The 20351-nt window shown below is 72.6% G+C and carries 15 protein-coding genes; 7 read left to right on the top strand and 8 right to left on the bottom strand.

What is annotated here, in order from left to right; translation table 11 throughout:
* Positions 1 to 28 precede the first annotated feature (28 nt).
* Together metG and OG331_RS24685 are read right to left on the bottom strand one after the other, a co-directional pair.
* Positions 29 to 1744, bottom strand: coding sequence for a methionine--tRNA ligase (gene metG, locus OG331_RS24690; protein WP_406199848.1), 1716 nt, complete (start codon positions 1742 to 1744; stop codon positions 29 to 31).
* 143 nt (positions 1745 to 1887) lie between these two features.
* The gene (locus OG331_RS24685) at positions 1888 to 3627 is read right to left on the bottom strand and encodes a VWA domain-containing protein (protein ID WP_406199846.1); all 1740 of its coding nucleotides are present in this window, start codon (positions 3625 to 3627) and stop codon (positions 1888 to 1890) included.
* Between the two features lie 288 nt (positions 3628 to 3915).
* Here OG331_RS24685 and OG331_RS24680 point away from each other — a divergent pair, with 288 nt between their 5' ends.
* A complete protein-coding gene (locus OG331_RS24680) occupies positions 3916 to 5991 on the top strand; it encodes a PhoX family protein (RefSeq protein WP_406199843.1) in 2076 nt (691 codons plus the stop codon).
* 12 nt (positions 5992 to 6003) lie between these two features.
* Here OG331_RS24680 and OG331_RS24675 read toward each other — a convergent pair whose 3' ends face one another.
* Entirely contained in the window at positions 6004 to 6948 is a 945-nt protein-coding gene (locus tag OG331_RS24675; RefSeq protein ID WP_406199840.1) for a LysR substrate-binding domain-containing protein, read from the bottom strand.
* 172 nt (positions 6949 to 7120) lie between these two features.
* Here OG331_RS24675 and snpA point away from each other — a divergent pair, with 172 nt between their 5' ends.
* Positions 7121 to 7789: a snapalysin gene (gene snpA, locus OG331_RS24670; protein WP_406199838.1), complete on the top strand. Its 669-nt coding sequence runs from the start codon at positions 7121 to 7123 to the stop codon at positions 7787 to 7789.
* 99 nt (positions 7790 to 7888) lie between these two features.
* On the opposite strand, the gene OG331_RS24665 is transcribed toward snpA, so the two are convergent.
* The 3 genes from OG331_RS24665 to OG331_RS24655 form a co-directional block, all read right to left on the bottom strand.
* A complete protein-coding gene (locus tag OG331_RS24665; RefSeq protein WP_406199836.1) occupies positions 7889 to 9841 on the bottom strand; it encodes an FUSC family protein in 1953 nt (650 codons plus the stop codon).
* A 41-nt stretch (positions 9842 to 9882) separates the two neighbouring features.
* Positions 9883 to 10896: an endonuclease/exonuclease/phosphatase family protein gene (locus OG331_RS24660; RefSeq protein ID WP_406199834.1), complete on the bottom strand. Its 1014-nt coding sequence runs from the start codon at positions 10894 to 10896 to the stop codon at positions 9883 to 9885.
* Between the two features lie 93 nt (positions 10897 to 10989).
* Complete coding sequence (locus OG331_RS24655) at positions 10990 to 11769, bottom strand: alpha/beta fold hydrolase (RefSeq protein ID WP_406199832.1); 780 nt, start codon at positions 11767 to 11769, stop codon at positions 10990 to 10992.
* Positions 11770 to 11862: 93 nt separating this feature from the next.
* Here OG331_RS24655 and OG331_RS24650 point away from each other — a divergent pair, with 93 nt between their 5' ends.
* Positions 11863 to 13182, top strand: a complete 1320-nt coding sequence (locus OG331_RS24650) for a PLP-dependent aminotransferase family protein (RefSeq protein ID WP_406199829.1) — start codon at positions 11863 to 11865, stop codon at positions 13180 to 13182.
* A 296-nt stretch (positions 13183 to 13478) separates the two neighbouring features.
* Here the strand turns inward: OG331_RS24650 and OG331_RS24645 are convergent, their stop codons facing one another.
* Complete coding sequence (locus OG331_RS24645; RefSeq protein ID WP_406199827.1) at positions 13479 to 14414, bottom strand: hypothetical protein; 936 nt, start codon at positions 14412 to 14414, stop codon at positions 13479 to 13481.
* A gap of 103 nt (positions 14415 to 14517) precedes the next feature.
* A complete protein-coding gene (locus OG331_RS24640) occupies positions 14518 to 14970 on the bottom strand; it encodes a hypothetical protein (RefSeq protein ID WP_406199825.1) in 453 nt (150 codons plus the stop codon).
* Between the two features lie 157 nt (positions 14971 to 15127).
* Between OG331_RS24640 and OG331_RS24635 the strand changes: the two genes are divergently transcribed.
* The 4 genes from OG331_RS24635 (at position 15128) to OG331_RS24620 (ending at position 20351) form a co-directional block, all read left to right on the top strand.
* Positions 15128 to 16318 (top strand): PP2C family protein-serine/threonine phosphatase, encoded by a 1191-nt coding sequence (locus tag OG331_RS24635; protein ID WP_406199823.1) that lies wholly within the window; start codon positions 15128 to 15130, stop codon positions 16316 to 16318.
* 70 nt (positions 16319 to 16388) lie between these two features.
* A complete protein-coding gene (locus OG331_RS24630; RefSeq protein WP_406199820.1) occupies positions 16389 to 17453 on the top strand; it encodes a hypothetical protein in 1065 nt (354 codons plus the stop codon).
* Positions 17454 to 17788: 335 nt separating this feature from the next.
* A complete protein-coding gene (locus OG331_RS24625; protein WP_406199818.1) occupies positions 17789 to 19138 on the top strand; it encodes a tetratricopeptide repeat protein in 1350 nt (449 codons plus the stop codon).
* Positions 19139 to 19208: 70 nt separating this feature from the next.
* A complete protein-coding gene (locus OG331_RS24620) occupies positions 19209 to 20351 on the top strand; it encodes a permease (RefSeq protein ID WP_406199816.1) in 1143 nt (380 codons plus the stop codon).

Here is a 20351-nt window from a genome sequence, read left to right as displayed (position 1 = left end):
CACAGTCGCGCGACGCCCCTCACATCATTCAGGCGCCTTCGCCGCCGAAGCGCTCCTTGTACGCCTCCAGGTCCTCGTCCGTGAGCTTGGCGAAGAGGACCGGCGGGACGGTGAAGGGGGTGCCGGCGGGGACGGCCGTGAGGGACCTGGCCTCCTCGGGGCTCACCCAGGTCGCCGTGTCGTTCTTCAGGGCGAAGGCCTGGCGCATGGCGGCCGCCGACGTCGGGATGAACGGCTCCGAGACCACCGCGTACAGGTGGATCAGATTCATCGCCGTACGGAGGGTGAGGGCGGCGCCGTCCTTGTCGGTCTTGATCTCCAGCCAGGGGGCCTTCTCCTCCAGGTAGGAGTTGCCCGCGGACCACAGCGCGCGCAGGGCGGCGGCCGCCTTGCGGAACTGGAGGGTCTCCATGTGCTGCTCGTACTCGGCGAGGAGCTCGGCGATCTGCTCGCCCAGCTTCGCCTCCGCCTCGCCGGCCTCGGCGCCCGCCGGGACCTCCTCGCCGAAGCGCTTCTTGGAGAAGGACAGGACGCGGTTGACGAAGTTGCCGAGGGTGTCGGCCAGGTCCTTGTTGACCGTCGCCGTGAAGTGCTCCCAGGTGAACGACGAGTCGTCCGACTCGGGGGCGTTGGCGATCAGGAAGTAGCGCCAGTAGTCGGCGGGGAGGATCTCCAGGGCCTGGTCGGTGAAGACACCGCGCTTCTGGGACGTGGAGAACTTGCCGCCGTAGTACGTCAGCCAGTTGAAGGCCTTGACGAAGTCGACCTTCTTCCAGGGCTCGCGGATGCCGAGCTCGGTGGCCGGGAACATCACCGTGTGGAACGGGACGTTGTCCTTCGCCATGAACTCCGTGTAGCGGACGTCGGTGTCGACGTCGTACCACCAGGACTTCCAGTCACGCGTCGACGGGTCGAGGTCCGACCACTCCTTCGTCGCGCCGATGTACTCGATCGGGGCGTCGAACCAGACGTAGAAGACCTTGCCCTCGGCCGCCAGCTCCGGCCAGGTGTCGGCCGGGACCGGGACGCCCCAGTCCAGGTCACGGGTGATCGCGCGGTCGTGCAGGCCCTCGGTCAGCCACTTGTGGGCGATGGAGGACGCCAGGTGCGGCCAGACGCCGTCGTGGCGGGCGACCCACTCCATGACCTCGCTCTGCAGCTTGGACTGGAGCAGGAACAGGTGCTTGGTCTCGCGGACCTCCAGGTCCGTGGAGCCGGAGATCGCCGAGCGCGGATCGATCAGGTCGGTGGGGTCGAGTACGCGGGTGCAGTTCTCGCACTGGTCGCCGCGGGCCTTGTCGTAGCCGCAGTGGGGGCAGGTGCCCTCGACGTAGCGGTCCGGGAGGAAGCGGCCGTCGGTGGGGCTGTACACCTGGCGGATCGCCCGCTCCTCGATGAAGCCGTTCTCGTTCAGCTTGCGGGCGAAGTGCTGGGTGATCTCGACGTTCTGCGGGGAGGAGCTCCGGCCGAAGTAGTCGAAGGCCAGCGCGAAGCCGTCGTAGACCGCCTTCTGGGCGTCGTGCGCCTGCGCGCAGAACTCCGCCACGGGCAGGCCCTGCTCCTTGGCCGCCAGCTCCGCCGGGGTGCCGTGCTCGTCCGTCGCGCAGATGTAGAGGACGTCGTGGCCGCGCTGGCGGAGGTACCTGGAGTACACGTCCGCCGGGAGCATGGACCCCACCATGTTGCCCAGGTGCTTGATTCCGTTGATGTACGGAAGGGCGCTGGTGATGAGGTGTCGAGCCATCGGGGGCTGCTCCCAGGTCGGATTTCGGGGTTCTTGGTTCTTTGCGAACCTTGAAATCGTAGCCGACACGGGTGGGCCGCCCGCTTCCCATTTCGAGGGGTGGGAAGGGGGCGGCCCGGGTGGTTCGGGGTGATCCTCGGTGGTTACGGGCGCCAGCCGGCGAGGATGCCCTCGTAGATCTCCGCGTCCGTGAGCTCCTTCGGGTCCCCGCCGGCGAGGAAGTAGGACGTGTTGTCCAGCTTCAGCTTGCGGAGGTAGTCGAAGGCCTTGTTCTCCGGGTCGCCGAACGCGACGAAGGAGAAGAACACGGCGGGGTGGTTCTTCGCGGCCTCGGTGAGGGCGTGGGTGGCCGGGGTCTTGGCGTCGGGGGCACCGTCGGTCTGGAAGACGACCAGGGCGGGGGTGCCGGGGGCGGTCTTGGAGTGGTGGGCGACGACTTCCTCGACCGCGACGTGGTAACTGGTACGGCCCATGCGGCCGAGGCCGGCGTGCAGCTCGTCGATCTTGTTCTCGTGGTCGGTGAGGGTGAGCTCGCCGGTGCCGTCGAGTTCGGTGGAGAAGAAGACGACGTGGACCTTGGGGCCGGTGGCCTCGGGGTCGAGGTGGGCGGCCAGGGCGAGGGTCTGCTCGGCGAGGGCCTGGGCGGAGCCGTCCTTGTAGTACGGGCGCATGCTCGCGGAGCGGTCCAGCACGAGGTAGAGCTTCGCTGTGGTGCCGGTGAGGTTGGTTTTGGTGAGGGTGGCTGCTGCTGCGGTGTGGGCGGTGCGGAGGGTTGTGGGTACGGGGGTCTCGGCTTCGCCTTCGGCCTCGCTGTCGGCGGCTGCCGGGGCGGTGGGTGCGGCCTCGGCTTCGCCTTCGGCCTCGTTGTTCCCACCCGCACCACCCGTGACGCTTTCGTCGTCGGCTGCGAGTGGCCCCTGAGGGGCTTCCCCGCCGTCGGCGGCCGCGGCCACGACCGGCTCCGGCTCGGCCTCGACAGCCACGGGCTCGGGCTCCGGGGCGGTGTCCGTGGCCTTCGCCACCGGCTCCTCCACCACCGGCTCGGGCGCCGCCTCCGGCTCCTCGGCCGCCTCCACGGGCGCAGGCTCCTCAGCCGCAACCGGCTCCTCAGCCTCTGCCGCCTCGGCAGCGGGCTCCTCGGCGGCCGGGGTCTGCGCGACCGGCTCGGCGGCGGGCTCCTCCGCGGCGGGCTCCTCGGCCACCGGCGTCTCCGCGACCGGCTCCTCAGCGGCCACCGGCTCGGCAGCGGGCTCCTCGGCGGCCGGGGTCTCCGCGACCGGCTCGGCGGCGGCAACCGGCTCGGCGGCGGGCTCCTCGGCCACCGGCGTCTCCGCCGCCGGCTCTTCAGCCGCAACCGGCTCCTCGGCCGCCGCAGGCTCTTCAGCCGGCGTCTCCGCAACCGGCTCCTCAGCCGCAACCGGCTCCTCGGCCGCCGCAGGCTCCACAGCCGGCGTCTCCGCAACCGGCTCCTCAGCGACCGTCGGCTCCGCCGCAGCCGGCTCCTCCGCCGCAGCCGGCTCCTCCGCCGCAGCCGGCTCCTCCGCCGCAGCCGGCTCCGTCGCGGGGGCCTCCCCTGGCGTGGCCCGTTCCTCCGCCGGGCCCCCCGGCCTCGGCACCGATACGTTGTTGAAGGCGGCCGAGACCAAGTCGTGCTCGTTGTCCGACTCGGCGGTCGTATCCGGCGTTTCGGGCTTTTCCGGGCGGGCCGAGGGCTCCGACGTGCGCGGTTCCGGGACCTGGGCCGTGGTCGGCGGGGTGGGCTCCGGGGACGGGGACGGCAGCGTCGGCTGCGGTTCCGGCGAAGGAGTCGCACCCTCTGCTTCGGCGGTACGCCCCTTGCGTGACCGTCCGAATGCGTTTCGCAGGAGAGTGAGAATGCCCATGTCCGCAACCCTTCGCGTGAGTTGATGCCCGTCGATCCCTGGCCAGGACGGACACGTAAGGTTAGCGGCCCCAGATGGCGATCTTGGGGAGGGGCGGACACAGAAGGATTCCGTCCGTCGAGGTACGTCAAGGGCTGCATCGCGTCGATTCCGCGGCGCGGGCCCAACTCCCGTACGGATACCTCTGATTCACCTCCAGTTCATGCAGTCGCCCCGCTCCCGCACAAACGTGCCCCTACCGTCCCCCACGGTGCATTCAAGGGGAAGCAAGGGGAGTACCAAAAAATCATGCGCATTCAGCTGCCGATCATCAGAACGAACAGTGACTCGCATCCCGGCGGCCGGGCCGCCCTGACCTGCCGGTTCCGGTGTGGTGACGCCTGTTTCCACGAGGTGCCCAATACCACCACGAACCCGTACGTAGGTGACGTGATCGCCGAGGCCGTCAGCCGCCGTACGACGCTGCGCGCCGCCGCCGTCGTCACCGCTGCCGCCGCTGTGGGCGCCTCCGCCACCGTTGCTGCGCCGAAGGCCGAGGCCGCCGAGGCCGCCGCCGCGACCGAGCGGACCGGTACCTTCGGCCGCGGTGCGCGTGGTCTGCGGTTCAACCCCGTCGCGCCGAACACCGCCGACACCGTGACCATCCCGGACGGATACGGGCAGAACATCGTCATCCGCTGGGGCGAGCCCATCCTGCGCGGTGCGCCCGCCTTCGACCCGGCGAAGCAGTCCGCGAAGGCCCAGGCCGGTCAGTTCGGGTACAACTGCGACTTCCTCGCGCTGCTGCCGATGCCCGGCGAGCGCGGCCGCCAGATCCTCGTCGCCAACCATGAGTACACCGACGAGGTGCTCATGTTCCGTGGCTACGACGCCGCCAACCCGACCAAGGAGCAGGTCGAGATCGCCTGGGCCGCTCACGGTCTGTCCGCGGTCGTCGTCGAGTCCGAGCACCGTACCGGCAAGCTCACCCCCGTCTCGCGCCACCCGCTCAACCGCCGCGTCACCGCCACGACCGAGTTCCGGATCACCGGCCCCGCCGCCGGCTCCGACCTGCTGAAGACCTCCGCCGACCCGACCGGCCGGAAGGCTTTCGGCACCCTGAACAACTGCGCCGGCGGCGTCACCCCGTGGGGCACCACGCTGCACGGCGAGGAGAACTTCAACCAGTACTTCGGCAACGCCACCCGCGCCACGGACAAGCGCTACGGCATCGGCACCGGCGCCACCGAGCGCAAGTGGGAGCGTTTCGACAAGCGCTTCGACGTCGCGCAGGAGCCGAACGAGGTGCACCGCTTCGGGTACGTCGTCGAGCTCGACCCGTACGACCCCGACTCCAAGCCGCGCAAGCACACCGCGCTCGGCCGCTTCAAGCACGAGGGCGCGACCGTGCGCCTGACCGACGACGGCCGTCCGGTCGTCTACTCCGGTGACGACGAGCGCTTCGACTACTTCTACAAGTTCGTCGGCAGCAAGCGCATGAAGAAGGGCAGCTCGCGCGCGGTGCGGGAGCACAACCTCGCGCTGCTCGACGAGGGCACGCTCTACGTCGCCAAGCTCACCGGTGACTCCCCGGCCATCGAGATCGACGGGACCGGGAAGCTTCCCGCCGACGGCGAGTTCGACGGCAGCGGCGAGTGGATTCCGCTGGCCACGGCGACCGCGAAGGGCGCCGTCTCGCACGTCGAGGGCATGACCGCCGAGGAGGTCTTCGTCTTCACGCGCCTCGCCGGTGACAAGGTCGGCGCCACGAAGATGGACCGGCCCGAGGACATCGAGCCCAACCCGCACACCGGCAAGGTCTACGTCGCCCTCACCAACAACACCAACCGCGGCATCGGCACGAACGCCAAGACGGACGAGGCCAACCCGCGCAACGCCAACAAGCACGGGCACATCCTGGAGCTCACCGAGCGCTGGAACCGGGCCGACAGCCAGAAGTTCGCCTGGTCGCTGTTCCTGGTCGCCGGTGACCCGGAGGACCCGGCCACCTACTTCGCCGGGTACCCGAAGGACGGCGTCTCGCCGATCTCCTGCCCGGACAACGTCGCCTTCGACTCGTACGGCAACCTGTGGATCTCCACCGACGGCGCGCAGCTCGGCTCGCACGACGGCCTCTTCGGTGTCGCCACGCGCGGTGACCGGCGCGGTGAGCTCAAGCAGTTCCTGACGGTGCCGAAGGGCGCGGAGACCTGCGGTCCGCTCATCCAGGACCGCCGCGTGCTCGTCGCCGTGCAGCACCCGGGCGAGATCGACGGCGCCACGGCCGAGAAGCCGCTGAGCGCCTGGCCCGACGGTGCCGGCAAGATCAACCGCCCGGCGGTCGTGGCGGTGTGGCGCAAGGACGGCTGCGACATCGGCGTCTGAGACACGGAGGCCCTAGGGAAGGGCTGGGACCGGCGGCTGCCGCTCACCGTCGTGTTCCAGCCACTCCCGGTACGCGGGCGCCTGCCGCGCCGCCTCCCAGTACGCCTCCTCCAGCGCGGGATATACGCCGTCGAGGTCCGTCTCCGTTCGGGCCGCGAGGAGGAGCCGTACGCCGAGGGGATCGCCGTGCAGGCGCCGTACCGCCATCGTGGGGCTGTCGGCGTGGGTCGGCTGGCAGACGGCGACGACCTCGCCGGTGGCGACCAGGGCGTCGGCCGTGTAGTAGTCGCCGTGCAGGACGTGGGGATTGACGCCGGCCGCGCGGAACATCCGCTGCACGGCGTCCCACTCGCCGTCGACCGTCGGGTCGACCATCCAGCGGTCGTCGGCCAGGTCATGCAGGGCGACCTCGGACTTCGCCACGGCCGGGTGGTCGGTCGGCAACGACACGAACTGCGGTTCGCGCTCCATCAACACGCGTAGCCGCAGCTCCGGCGGGATCCGCAGCGGGCAGCCCTCCACCTCGTGCACGAAGGCGACGTCCAGCTGGCCGTCGGCGACCATGCGCAGCAGGGCGTTGGGGGACACGTTCATGTGGAGGGTGGGGTCCTGGCCGTGGCCGCGCAGCCGGCGCAGCCAGCCCGCCAGGGCCTTGCTCGCGGTCGAGCCGACCCGCAGTTCCGGGCCGCCCACCGCGGCCGCCCTCGCCTCGGCCACCAGGGCGCGCATATCGGCCACCAGCGGGCGGGCACGGCTGAGGACCAGCCGGCCCAGCGGTGTGGGCCGGCAGCCGGTTCTCGCGCGCAGGAACAGCGCGCCGCCCAGCTCCTGCTCGATCCGTCGCAGTTGCGTGCTCAACGATGGCTGGGCGACGCCCAACTGGCGGGCGGCCCGGTGCAGACTGCCGGTGTCGGCTATGGCGCACAGCGCGCGGAGGTGTCTCACCTCGAGCTCCATGCCCTCGGACACTAAAGCGGAACAGCGGGTTTCACCAGCCGCACAAATCCCCCCGGATGCCCGCCAATTGGGGCCCTGATAGGGCAGCGCTATCACCGATTGCCATCATCACAGCGGCCTCACAGGCGCCGACACTCGCCTTGACGACTCACCCCCCACCTAGGAGTCATCGATGCGTATGTCCACGTCCATGTCCGCCCGTACGGCGGCGGCAGTCGGTCTCAGCGTCGCGGCACTCGGCCTGGGCACGGCAGCCCCGGCCACCGCGGGCCCGGCCCACACCCCCGCCACCGCCGGCTACGTCGCCAAGTCCGCGGAGTCCGACGCCAGTCGGGCCTTCTTCGAGGCGGTCCTCAAGTCCGTCGCCGAGAAGCGCGCCGCGAACCCCCGCGCCGCGGCCGTCACCGTCGTCTACGACGCCTCCGGGGCGCCCACGTTCAGCGCGCAGATATCCCGCAGCACCCAGATATGGAACAGCTCGGTGTCCAACGTCCAGCTCCAGCAGGGCTCGAACGCCGACTTCACCTACCGCGAGGGCAACGACCCGCGCGGCTCGTACGCCTCGACCGACGGTCACGGCAACGGGTACATCTTCCTCGACTACGCGCAGAACCAGGAGTACGACTCGACTCGCGTCACCGCGCACGAGACCGGGCACGTGCTGGGTCTGCCGGACCACTACGAGGGCCCGTGCAGTGAGCTGATGTCGGGCGGCGGTCCCGGTCCGTCCTGCACGAACCCCAACCCGGACGCCAACGAGAGCTCCCGCGTGGAGCAGCTGTGGGCCAACGGGTTCGCTGCGGCGATGGACAAGGCGCTGCACAAGGTCGCTGCCCGCTAGTCGGGCCAGGATCCACCCCCCACACACGGCGCGGTCGCCCTCCTGCACGGGGCGGCCGCGCCGCTTTGTCCGATACAGCGCCGGGCCCCTTGAGCAGCTTCAGTGCGGGGACGCGATGGCTCTTGCCGCTGCCACCTCCTGGCGCAGCGGCTCCAGGACGCTGCCCTCCGGGCCGGTCAGGTCCGTGCGGACCTCGTACAGGGTTTCCGACTCGCGTAGGCCCTCTGCCAGTTCTCTCAGTTGGCGGGCCACCTGGGTTGCCTCCGTGGTGGACGGTGGAGCTGCGCCGTGGGCCACTCGTACCCTCGCCGCCGTGGTCGCGTCGACGATGCGTTCCACCGCTACGACCAGGGGCCACCAGGCGGCTGCCCGGCGGCCGGTGGGCGGGGGCTCGGTCAGGGCGCGTTGGAATTCGGTGCGGATGGCGGAGAGGGTGCGGTAGAGGCCGCGGCGCATCCGGGCGCGGGCCGGTGGGTCCACGGGGTCCGGGCCGAAGGCGCCCTCCACGTAGCGTGCCGTGTCCTGCACGGCGTCCGCGAGCCGGGCGCCGACCCGGGTGTGCCAGCTCTCCGGCCACAGCAGGTAACCGGCGATCAGGGCGATCGCGCACCCCATGAGGGAGTCACCGAGGCGGGGCAGCAGCAGGGCGGTGCCCTGACGGCTCAGGACGTCCGACAGGAGCAGGATCACCGGGGTGATGGCGGCCGTCTGGTAGCCGTACCCGCGCGGGGTGAGCGCCGGGATCAGCGGTGCCAGCAGGAACAGCACCGGTACGTCCCACCAGCCGCGCGGCACCTCCGCGAGCACCGCCGCCGCGATGACCAGCCCGGCGACCGTGCCGAGGGCACGCAGCAGCGCCCGGGAGAAGACGGAGCCGAAGTCGGGCTTGAGGACGAAGGTGATGGTCAGGGCTACCCAGTAGGAGCGGGGGACCAGGATGAGGGACACCAGCGCCTGGGCGATCCCGATGCACAGGGCGAGGCGCAGACCGTAGCGCCAGGAGGCCGCGGAGAGTGTGGCGCCCCGCAGTGCGCGGGCGGCGCGGATGCTCAGGGCGGCCGGGCGGCCCAGGCGGTCGTCGATGCCGCGCGGGTCGACGTCCGGGTCGGCGACGACGTCGGCGGCGTGCCGCAGGGCGTGGTCGACGGCGCGGCCGGTCTCGGTCGTCGGGGCGGGCAGTTTCAGCCCTATCGGTCCCGTGTATCCGCTCTCCACGGCGGAGGCGAGATGCCGTACCGCCGCCGGGACCTCGGGCGGGAGGGGGCTGCCGCTGAGGCGGGCGGCGGGGGCGGCCTCCACGACCGGGGTGATGGCGTTCAACTGGGCCAGCAGGCGGGTGAGTTCGGGGCTGCGGCCGTGATGGCGGGCGCGGTGGGTGAGGATGATGTCGTAGGACTGGTTCAGGGACTGCGTGACGGTGTGCCGGCCGGCGTCGTACGCCTGGGTGGTGCCGCTGTCGCTGCCGCCGACCTCCAGCAGCTCGGCGACCGCCCGGTAGCTGTCCGCCACCGCGGCCCGTTCCGGCACCCCCGACCGCAGCGGCCAGGCGAGCAGCGCCAGGACCAGGACGAGCAGCCCGCCGCCCGCCATCAGCAGCGGGGCCATCCACCACTCGCCCGGCAGCGGCAGCCCCGCGCCGATCACGGACGTCAGCAGCAGCAACAGCCCCGACACGGAGGCCACCGCACCGATCGTCGAGATCATCCCGGAGACCAGCGCGACGCCGGTGACGGCGGCGACGGCGACCCAGCCGTGGCCGTACACCAGGGCGCCGAGGGTGATGCCGACCGCGCCGAAGAGCTGCGGGATCGCGATCGTGGGGATGCGCAGGCGGTAGGCGGAGGCGGTGTCGCTGATGACGCCGTTGAGGGCGCCCATCGAGGCGAGGGCGCCGTATCCGGGGCGGTCGACGGCGAGCCCGACGGCCAGGGGCAGCGACAGCGCGATCGCCGCGCGGATCACGGCGGGCCAGTTGACGGGGGCCGGCTGGGCCCGGAGGTTGCGCACGAGCCAGTCGGGCGGGGTGAGGCCGATGGGAAGCTCGCGGGACATGGGGCCCATTATGGGCACGCCTGTTCAGCTCGTCGCCGGCCTCATCGCCGCTGGTGAAGGGTGACGTCGACGAGCAGGGCACGGTGGTCGGTGTCCGGCAGGTCGAGGAAGCGGGCGGTGCGGGCGGAGAAGTCGGCCGAGAGGAGCACGTGGTCGATCTGCACCCCGAAGGCCGGCGCGGTCCGGGCCGGCCAGCTGGGCGTGCGGTCCTCGCGGGTGAGCCGGGTGGCGTCGCGCAGACCGGCGTCGAGGATGCGGCGGAAGGCGGCGTGGTCCTGGGAGGCGTTGAAGTCCCCGGCGAGGACGACCGGGGTTCTGCCGTCGCCGCCGACGCTCTCGGCGGCGAAGTCCCGCAGGTCGCCGAGCTCCCGGCGCCACAGGTCGACGTGCCCGGGCAGCGGCGGCATGGGGTGCGCGAGCTGCAGCCGTACGGCATGTCCGCGCACGTCGGCGATCGCGCCGGGCATGGCCATGGTGCCGTCGACGCCGTCGGCCGGGTCGAGCGGGAAGCGGCTGAGGACGACCGACCCCGCCGAACCGGCCTCGATCCGTGCCGCCCGGTGCGGATAGTCGGTGCCGAGCGCTTCCTTGAGCCCGGCGTCGCAGGTGTACTCGCACTCCTGGACGAACACGATGTCCGGCCGCTCGCGGCGGACGGCGGCGACCAGGGCGTCGGTCGCCTGCCCGAACTCGACGTTCGAGGTCAGCACGCGGAAGGAGACGAGCGGGGCCCCGCCCGTCCGGCCGGTCTTCCCGTACGGCTCGATGTACCAGGCCAGCAGTCCGAGGAGGGCGACGGCCCACACGACGCCGAACCACCAGCGTGAGAACAGCGCGAGCAGCAGCCCGAGGCCCGTGGGCACGAGCAGCCACGGCAGGAAGGCGAGGAGCTGAGGGACGGGGGTGATGCCGTCGACGTCGGCGACCCGGCAGCCGATGACCGCGCTGACGCCCAGGAACAGCAGGGCGGCCGTCCATCTGCCGAGCCTGTGCCCGGCCCGGCCTCCTGGCTCGCCGTCCCGGGACGCCGTCCACTCGGCAGCCGCAGTCTCCAAGTCCCGGCCTTCCGCTCGCGGGTGGGATGCCCGAATCCTCCCTCAAAGACGGGGGTCATGGGGGGAAGGTTGCGTGGCGGCCACGGGTACGGATCACCCGTCCACCCGCGCCAGGAACTCCCCCAGCGCCTCGTCGAACTCCTCGGGCCGCTCCAGGTTCGGCATGTGGGCCGCGCCTTCGATCACCCGCAGGGTCGAGTCCGGGAGGGCCGCGTGCATGGACTGCGCGTCGGAGACGGGGGTGTAGGCGTCGTCCGCGCCGACGACGACCAGGGCGGGGACCGTGACCCGGGTGAGCAGGTCGCGGTAGTCGGGGCGTTCGGCGCGTCCGCGCAGGGCCGCCGCGGCACCCTCGGGCGGGGTCGCTGTCATCATGCGGTGGACGTGGGCCTTGACCTCGGCGTCGGCGTACGGCGCGACCATCTTCTCCAGCACCTCGTCGGCGTATCCGCGCATGCCCTCGCGCAGCAGCCGGTCCGCCATGGCGTTCCGTGCCCTCCTGCCTTCCGCCGTCTCCGCCGCCGGGAACGTGTCGGCGAGGACCAGACCCCGGATGCGGTGGGGGAAGCGGGCGTAGCACTCCATGACGATCTGGCCGCCCATCGACAGGCCCGCCAGCACGAAGGTCTCCACCTTGAGGTCGTCCAGCAGGGCCTCGATGTCGTCGGCGAAGGCGGAGAGCGGGGTGACGCCGGGGACGACCGGGGAGGCGCCGTAACCGCGCAGGTCGGGGGCGACGACCCGGCGGGCGGCGGCGAACGTCCCGATCTGCGGGGCCCACATCGTGCGGTCGAAGGGGTGGCCGTGAACGAGGACGAGCGGGACCGATGCGATATCGGCTCCTCTGTCCTCATATGCGAGGAAGGGGCTCATGTGGACGACCCTAGATCGCCCCAACTCCTCGGTGCAATAAGATCTTTGCCCTCGGTGCAATCCGGGGAGCCTGTGCCTGCGTATGGGGGTCTCGTGGACGACTATCGGCGTCTCGCCGACCGCATGGCCGACGACATCGCCGCCGGACGGCTCAGGCCGGGCCAACGGCTGCCCCCGCAGCGGGTGTTCGCGCGGCGGAGCGGGATCGCCGGGTCGACGGCGGGGCGGGTGTACGCCGAACTCGTACGGCGCGGGCTGGTCGTCGGCGAGGTGGGCCGCGGGACCTTCGTGCGGGCCGCTCCGGCGGGGAACGGGCGGGCCCTGGTCGAGGCCGCGACCGCCGCGCCGGTCAACCTGGAGCTCAACTACCCCTCGGCGCCCGGCCAGTCGGAGCTCCTCGCCCCCGCCCTCGCGCCGCTCCTGCGCCCCGACGTCCTGACCGACGCTCTCCGTCCGGCCGCAGTCACCGGCACGCCTGAAGCCCGCCGAGCGGCGGCCGGCCTCCTCGCCACCCCGGACTGGCATCCCGCCCCCGACCGGATCCTCTTCACCGGCAACGCCCGCCAGGCCGTCGCCGCCGCCCTCGCCTCCCTGGTCCGGCCGGGCGGCCGGGTCGGCGTCGAGGCGCTGACGTATCCCGTGGTCAAGGAGATCGCGGCCCGGCTCGGCATCACCCTGGTGCCGCTGGCCACGGACGAGGAGGGCCCACGCCCGGAGTCCGTCGCCGCCGCCCACCGCACGGCTCCGCTGGCCGCCCTCTACCTGCAGCCGACCCTGCACAACCCGACCTCGGTGACCACGAGCCCCGAGCGCCGACGCCGACTCGCCGATACGGCCGTCGACTTGAACCTCCCCGTCGTCGAGGACCGCATCTGGTCGTTCCTCACGGACGACGACCCCCTCGCCGCCCACGCGCCCGGCCTCACCCATGTCGTCGACGGCCTCTCCAAGCGCGTCGCGCCCGGGCTCACCGCCGGCTTCCTCGTCGTACCCGAGGAGCGGGTCGGGACCGTGGCGGCGGCTGTCCGGTCCGGTGGGTGGAGTGCGGGGCGGTTCGCGCTGGAGGCGGCCGTGCGGTGGATCGGGGACGGGACGGTGGAGCGGCTGGTCGCGGCCAAGCGGGCGGACGCCGAGCGCCGCCGGCGGATCGCCGACGAGGAACTGCGCGGGTTCGCCGTACGGTCCGATCCCCGCGCCTATTTCGCCTGGTGGGAGCTGCCCGCGCCGTGGCGCGCGGACACGTTCACGGCCGCTGCTGCGGCGCACGGCATCGCCGTGACGCCCGGTCCCGCCTTCGCGGTGGATCCGAACCGTACGCCGGACGCCGTCAGGCTCGGGCTTGCGTCGGTTCCTGCGCCGGATCTGCGGTGGGCGCTGCGGATGCTTGGCGGCGTCGTGCGAGCGGGGCCGTGAGGCGGCAGATGAGGGGGACGGTCGGGTCGGGGGTGGTGAGTAGCCGGGGCGCGGGGCGTTGGCAGCGGATTGTGGGCAGGGGATGCGCGGGTTCGCGGGACGCCGTCAGGCTCGGGCTCGCGTCGGTTCCTGAGCCGGATCTGCGGTGGGCGCTGCGGATGCTTGGCGGCGTCGTGCGAGCGGGGCCGTGAGGCGGCAGATGAGGGGGACGGTCGGGTCGGGGGTGGTGAGTAGCCGGGGCGCGGGGCGTTGGCAGCGGATTGTGGGCAGGGGATGCGCGGGTTCGCGGGACGCCGTCAGGCTCGGGCTCGCGTCGGTTCCTGAGCCGGATCTGCGGTGGGCGCTGCGGATGCTTGGCGGCGTCGTGCGAGCAGGTCCGTGAGGCGGCAGACCAGGGCCACGGCCAGGCCGAGGGCGATGAGCAGCCAGGACACTGTGCGCAGGGTCTGGGTCAGGGCGTCGTAGACCGCGCCCGCGGCCGGGCGGTGGGCCGCTTCGGCCAGGCCGGCCAGGGTGAGCCGGCGGCCGATCACCAGCGTCAGGAGCAGGAGCGCGCCGCCGAGGGCCGTGCCCAGCGCGGTCGCCGTGACCGCGCGGCGGCGGCAGGCGGCGACGGCGATGCCGGTCGCGGCGAGCGCGACGGCGGAGACGGGCAGCCAGAACCCGGCGACTTCGAGCACGTCGTACCCCTTCCTGAGCCGGTCCAGCTCGTGGGCCGGGAGCACGGGGACGTCGGTGTGCTCCACCGGGATGTGGTGCGCGAACGGGATGCGGTCCTCGGTGAGCCGGCGTTTGACCTGGGCGGTGACCGGGGCGAGGTCGACGGTGACCGTGCGCTGCTGTCCGTCCTGGAGGGCGCTCAGCACCGCGTCGTGGACGGCCCTGTTGCCCGCATCCCACGCGGTGCGGAAGGCCTCGGTCCGGGTGAAGGAGCGCACCGCGTCCTGCACGAAGGGGCGCACGGCGCCGCTCTCGGGCGAGACCGGCGAGACGGGGGAGACGGGGGAAGCGTCCAGTCGGTCGCCTACCGCGTCCATGATCCCGGCGCCGACGGTGTCCGCGACGGCGCCCTGCACCGCCGGATCGTGGGCCAGCGGCGCCATCGCGGTCACATACCGGCCGGTGTCGACCAGTGCGTACGTCACCCACGCCGCCAGCGCGCCGAACGGCACGAGGAGGCACGACAGGGCGATCAGCACTGCCGACAGGGCGTTCCGCAGACGGGTGGGCACCCTCTCAGGCAAAGGTCACCGGGGGCGGGGCGCCAGCGGTGTGCCTGCATACGGCGGCACTGTTCCGCCCTCCCGTGCGCCGTTCACCCGAACGGGTGGCTCATCAGAGGCGCTGGCCCTGGGCGTCCTCGTGCGTGTAGTAGCGGTAGAACAGCACGGCGAAGCAGGCCGCGCCGATCACCAGCCCCATGATCGAGGACCTCAGGACCGTGTTGGGGGCCTGGCTGTACAGGAACCCGAACGTGCCGCCCGTGAAGGCGGCCCACAGGACGGCGTGCACCTCCCGGATCATCCGCGAGGCGACCCAGCGCACGGCGACGTACAGCACCATGAACGCGGCCGCGGTGACGAAGCCGAAGAGCAGGTTCCAGCCGGTGATCTCCCCGCCGGAGCGCCGGTTCGCCGCGGCCCAGTAGCCGTAGACCAGTCCGAGGACGACCGGCATGGCCACACTCGCGACGCGGTGCGTCCGCGCGCTCAACACATCGGGCAGACCGCTCAACCCGGTCGTACCCACCCGCCGGGCCCGTCGGGGCACGGGTGCCGCATGAGCCATGAGAGCACTCCTCTCTCTCCACGCCCCCGCCATCCAGAGCACACCTGGGGCGGTCGGGTGGCAAGTCGGCGGTGCCGATCCCGCCCCGTCCGGCGTTCGAGGACGGGGCCCGGGTACCCGGATGCGGCGCGTCGAACGCCGTGTTTCGCTGAAGCCCATGAGGGCCGTAAGCGACGGTGAAGCCGGCCCGCAGGGCGTCGCGCGCCGGTCGGGGCTGCTGAGCGTGCGCGGTCACAGCGTTGCCTGGGTGCCGCCGCTGGTGCTGCTCGTCGGCATCGTGGCCGTCGACTTCAGGACCAGCAGCGACTTCCGGATCCTGTCCTGGATCGTGCTGGTGCCCGGTATCGCCGCGGCGATCTGCGGGGTGTGGGGGACGGCGATCTTCGCGGTGCTCGCCCCCGCCACCTACCTGGCCGCCGACGCGGCCCTGCCGCACGAGTACCAGGCAGGCCTGCCCGACCTCGTCCTCGCCGGCATCGGCGGCGTCCTCGCCACGCTGGCCTGCGCGGTCCGCGTGCGCGGTGAGCGGCGCATGCTGCACATCCAGGACGTCGCCGCCACCGTCCGCCGTACCGTGCTGCGCCCGCTGCCGCCGGGCTGGGGCGGTCTGGAGCACGCGGCCGTCTATCTCGCCGCCGACAGCGAGGCCAGGGTCGGCGGAGACTTCTACGACATCCAGATCGGCCTGCACGGCACCCGCGTCATCCTGGGCGACGTCCAGGGCAAGGGGCTGGGTGCCGTGGAGGCGGCGGCCGCACTGCTCGGCACGTTCCGTGAGAGCGCCTACCACGAGCCGGACCTGGCGAAGGTCGCCGTACTGCTGGAGGAGCGTCTGCTGCGGCACATCCGCCTGCGCGCGGCTCTGGGCAAGGAGGAGGGAGACCGGTTCGCCACCGCCGTCCTGATCGGCTTTCCCGAGGAACAGCCGGACACGATCGATGCCGTCGTCCTCGGCCACGACTGTCCGCTCGTCGTCGGCCCCGACGGCGTGGAGTCCCTGCCGCCCGGCCACGCCCTGCCTCTCGGCTACGGCGGTCTGGCCCCCGCCGACGGTCCGCCGCCCGTGCACCGGGTGCCCCTGCGGCCCGGCGAGACCCTGCTGCTGACCACGGACGGTGTGACCGAGGCCCGGGACGGCGACGGCGTCTTCTTCCCGCTCGACACCGAGGTCGCCAAGGCCGTCGCCGCCGACCCGGACATCGCACAGCCCCGGCGCCTGGTCGACTTCGTGCGGGAGAGCACGCTGCGGCACTGCAGGGGGCATCTGTCCGACGACACGACGGTGTTCGCGGTACGGCGGACGGCCGGTGTGGGGAATGGGGACGGAAACGGACGTTTGCAGCCCTGAGATCCCCTCTTTGCACCCGCAGCGGTTACGGTGCTGCCGTACGTGATCGACGGGGGATGGGGAGGGGCCGATGCCCGGAACAGTGCTGTTGCTCGCCGCCTCACCGGCGGGCAGGGGCTGTCTGGTGGACGCCGCCTCCGTGCTCCCGATCCTCGCGGCGGTCCCGCCCGCGGTGCTGTCCGGCACGGACACCGCCAACGTCGTCGAACTCGCCGACCCCCTGGAGCCGCAGGCCGTCCTCACCCGCCTGCGGGCCGCGGCGGTCGCCCCCGGCCCGCTCACCGTCTTCGTCGCCGGCCAGCTGCAACTGGACCGCCGCCAGCACCTGCCCCACCTGGCGCTGGCCCGGTCCACCCCGTCGACCGTGCGCTACAACGGTTTCCCCTGGCACTGGATCCGCGAGGAACTGCGCCTGCGCGCACCGGGTTCCACCTCGCTGGTCCTCGATCTGCACGCCGACCACGAGACCTGGCGGTGGCTGCTCGCCAACCCCCTCGACTCGGGCCGCAACCACGCCGTCTACGGCCGGATCGCGGCGCCGCCGAACCGGCGGACGCTGGCGGGCCCGGCGTACATGAAGGCGGTCGCGACCCTGCTGCGCAGCGGACACCGCCCGCCCCTGGACCAGTTGCACCAGCAGGCGCTGTCCCGGATCGCCCCCGAGGCCGGGGTCGGCATCGACATCGTGCTGACCGCACAGGGCCCCGTGCCGAGCGACCCGCACGCCGCCATCACCAGTGCCGTCCAGACGGGCCGGCACGCAGACGCCGACGCGCTGGCCGCCCGGTACGAGCAGACCGCCGTCCACACCCATGGCCACGCCTCCGAGGAGGCCCTGCACTGGGGCGAGGTCCGCGCGGACCTGGCGATGCTGGCCGGGGACCCGGTGCGCAGCTGCCGCACCTGGCTGACGGTCGCCTCGTCCCGGCTCTCCGCCGGACAGGCCCCGGACGCGCCCGCGGTGGAGGCCGCGGTGGACCGTGCCCACCACCAGTGGGGGCAGATCCACGACACGGCCCTCGCACGCGAACTGGGTCCCGTCCTCGTGGAGTTGAGGAGCAGAGTGCCGGGACGCCGGCGCGGCGCCCTGGAGAACGTCCACCGACAGCTGCGGCAGCTGCAGGTCAGCGGCTGACGGTCAGGGCGGGTCCCCGTGCGGGCGGTGGTGGCCGGCGTGGTTGCTCTGCGAGATCTACGGCGTCGTCGTCACCGGGATGACATGCTGGGTCGGTTGCTCTGTCCGAGTCGGTTCTGCTGCTCGGGTGGGGCCCGTGTTGGCTGCCAGGATCAGAGTTGCCACGGCGATGACGGCCGCGGCGAGACCTCGGGTGTACCGCTCGGTGGTGTTGGTGCGTTCCTGCACGGCGACCTCGCAACAGCCAGGTGTTAACCACGTTTAATACGCGGTTTAACCTATGGGCTGTCGGAGTCGAACGGCAAGGGGCACAGGGGGAGTTGGGGGCGTTGAGCGTGTCGGACCGTGATGATCCTGGGACGATCGGGCGAAGGGTCCAGCAGCTGCGGGCCGATCGTGGGCTGACGCAGCGACAGTTGGCGGAGCCGGCGTACACCCCCGCGTACATCTCCACCCTGGAGGCGGGACGGGTGCGCGCCTCCGACGAGGCGTTAAGGCATATCGCCGACCGGCTCGGCGTCGCCTTCGAGGAGCTCGCCACCGGACGGCCCGCGCACCTCGTCACGGCCCTGCGGATGAGACTGACCGAAGCCCAACGCGCCCTCGCCACCGGCGAGGCCGAGGCCGCGGCCGAGCAGTACACCGCGCTGCTCGCGGAGGCGGACGCGCACGGGTTCGCCGAGGAACGGGCGGCGGCGCTGCTCGGGCTCGGCCACTGCGACATCGACGTCGGGGAAATCGACTCCGCCCGGCGGTACTTCGAGCGGGCCGAGCAGGTCCTCGCGGACGCCGACGCCCCGCTGCCCGCCCGGGTGCCCGCGCTGCGCGGCCGGGCCGTGTCCCACTACCTCGCCGGTGAACTGCGCTACGCCGTCTACCTCATCGAATCCACCCTCGACGAGCTCAACCGCGGCGGACTGCACGACCCCGACGCCCTCCTGCTGCTCTACGCCAGCGTCATCGGCCCCTACATGGACATGGGCGCCCACGCCCGCGCCGCCCAGGCCGCCGAGTACGCCCTCGCCCTCGCCCCGCAGGCCGCGGACCCCGCCCTGGTCGCCCGTATGCACCGGTCCGTCGCCCGCACCCTGCTCGCCGAAGGCCGGGTCGCCGAGGCCGACGCCTCCCTCGCCAAGGCCGCCGAGCTGTACCGCCAGCTCCAGATCCGCACCGAACTCGCCAACTGCCACTGGATGCGCGGCTACGTCTACGCCCAGAACGGCGACCTGGAGCGCGCCGAAGCCGAACTGCGCGAGGCCCAGACCATGCTGACCGCCAAGCGCGCCGCCCTCTACACCAGCCAGGTCGCCGTCGAACTCGCCGACGTACTGCACCGGCGCGGCAAGTCCGACGAGGCCGCCGCCCTCCTCCACGAGGTGCTCAGCGACCTCAGCCCCGAGCGCGGCGCCCTGCACTCCGCCGCCGCCCACCGCCTCCTCGGCATCATCGCCGAGGACGCCCGCGACACCGAGGCCGCCGAGGAGCACTACGTCCGCGCCCTGAGCCTCCTGGAGCGCGCCGGCGCGGCCGGTGACCTGGCCGACCTGTGCCGGCTGCTCGGCGATCTGCTGCGCCGTACGGGACGGGTGGAGGCGGCGCTGGACGCGTACCGGACGGGACTCGGCCACCGTACGGCCCCCGGCACCACCACCCTCGGACCCGCACCCGCACAGCCCCCTCTGTAACCAGCCCAAGCCGGCCCACAGGTCGTCCCGCTTGGCTGCGCGGGACATCCGGACAGGTGGGGACAGGCACGTGGACAACCAGCGGACCGCGCGGACGCTCGCCGACGGGCTGCGGCTCGTCGTACGCGCCCTCGTGTACGCCGTCGTCGGCGGCGCCGCGCTCCTCGCCATCGCCACGGTCGTCTCCGTCCTCGGCCCCATGCTCGCCCTCGACCTCTACACCCCGCCCGTGGCCGCCTGGTGGACCGTCTTCACGGCGATCGCGGTGCAGGGCGTGCCCTTCCTGCTGCTCGGCACGGTGGTCTCGGCGGCGATCGGGGCGTTCGTGCCGGAGCGGCTCTTCAGCCGCCTGCTGCCGAGCAACCAGGCGCTCGCGGTACCGATCGCCGGGGCGGCCGGTGTCGTCCTGCCGGGGTGCGAGTGCGCGTCCGTGCCGGTGGCCGGGAGCCTGATGCGGCGCGGGGTCGCCCCCTCGGCCGCCCTCGCCTTCCTCCTCTCCGCGCCCGCCGTCAACCCGGTCGTCCTGGTGGCCACGTCCGTCGCCTTCCCCGGGCAGCCGCGGATGGTCCTCGCCCGGCTGATCGCCTCGCTGGCCACGGCGGTGGTGATGGGCCGGCTGTGGGCCCGCTTCGGCCGTGACGAGTGGCTGCGTCCGCCCGAGCGGCACGCCCACCCGGCCGCCACCGGACTGCGTGCCTTCACCGCCGGCCTCCAGCACGACTTCCTGCACGCGGGCGGCTTCCTCGTCCTCGGCGCGGCGGCCGCGGCGACCTTCAGCATCGCGGTGCCGCGCTCGGTACTGGACCTCTTCACCACCTCGCCCTGGCTGTCGGTGCTGCTCCTGGCGCTCCTGGCGGTCGTCCTGTGCGTGTGCAGCGAGGCGGACGCGTTCGTCGCCGCCTCGCTGAGCGGCTTCTCGCCCACCGCACGACTGGCGTTCATGGCGGTCGGCCCGATGGTCGACCTGAAGCTGATCGCCTTGCAGGCGGGGACGTTCGGCCGGTCCTTCGCCCGAGAGGCGCTAGCGCTCGGCCGGGGAGAGCCGTGCGTCGGGCCGCGGGCCGGTGGGGGCCGGCCGCGCAGTTCCCCGCGCCCCTTGCGGGGTCGCGGCCGGCGGGGTTTCGCCCTACTGGCTACGGGTAGTCGGGCGTGGTCCGGGGCGGGCGGTGGGGCGACCGCGAAGGCCTTGGACCACGCAGGCCGCGCAAGGTGA

Source organism: Streptomyces sp. NBC_01017 (assembly GCF_045162795.1).
Classification (GTDB): Bacteria; Actinomycetota; Actinomycetes; order Streptomycetales; family Streptomycetaceae; genus Streptomyces; species Streptomyces machairae.
The sequence above is the reverse complement of the archived record's forward strand: the minus strand, read 5'-3'. Positions and strand labels throughout refer to the sequence as shown.

What these genes read in the sequence shown, in the direction of transcription:
- OG331_RS24675 (WP_406199840.1), bottom strand. Translation starts at nt 6,948, where the DNA reads ATGGAGCTCGAGGTGAGACACCTCCGCGCGCTGTGCGCCATAGCCGAC.
- OG331_RS24635 (WP_406199823.1), top strand. Translation starts at nt 15,128, where the DNA reads ATGAGGGCCGTAAGCGACGGTGAAGCCGGCCCGCAGGGCGTCGCGCGC.
- OG331_RS24685 (WP_406199846.1), bottom strand. Translation starts at nt 3,627, where the DNA reads ATGGGCATTCTCACTCTCCTGCGAAACGCATTCGGACGGTCACGCAAG.
- OG331_RS24630 (WP_406199820.1), top strand. Translation starts at nt 16,389, where the DNA reads ATGCCCGGAACAGTGCTGTTGCTCGCCGCCTCACCGGCGGGCAGGGGC.
- OG331_RS24640 (WP_406199825.1), bottom strand. Translation starts at nt 14,970, where the DNA reads ATGGCTCATGCGGCACCCGTGCCCCGACGGGCCCGGCGGGTGGGTACG.
- OG331_RS24680 (WP_406199843.1), top strand. Translation starts at nt 3,916, where the DNA reads ATGCGCATTCAGCTGCCGATCATCAGAACGAACAGTGACTCGCATCCC.
- snpA (WP_406199838.1), top strand. Translation starts at nt 7,121, where the DNA reads ATGCGTATGTCCACGTCCATGTCCGCCCGTACGGCGGCGGCAGTCGGT.
- metG (WP_406199848.1), bottom strand. Translation starts at nt 1,744, where the DNA reads ATGGCTCGACACCTCATCACCAGCGCCCTTCCGTACATCAACGGAATC.
- OG331_RS24665 (WP_406199836.1), bottom strand. Translation starts at nt 9,841, where the DNA reads ATGTCCCGCGAGCTTCCCATCGGCCTCACCCCGCCCGACTGGCTCGTG.
- OG331_RS24655 (WP_406199832.1), bottom strand. Translation starts at nt 11,769, where the DNA reads ATGAGCCCCTTCCTCGCATATGAGGACAGAGGAGCCGATATCGCATCG.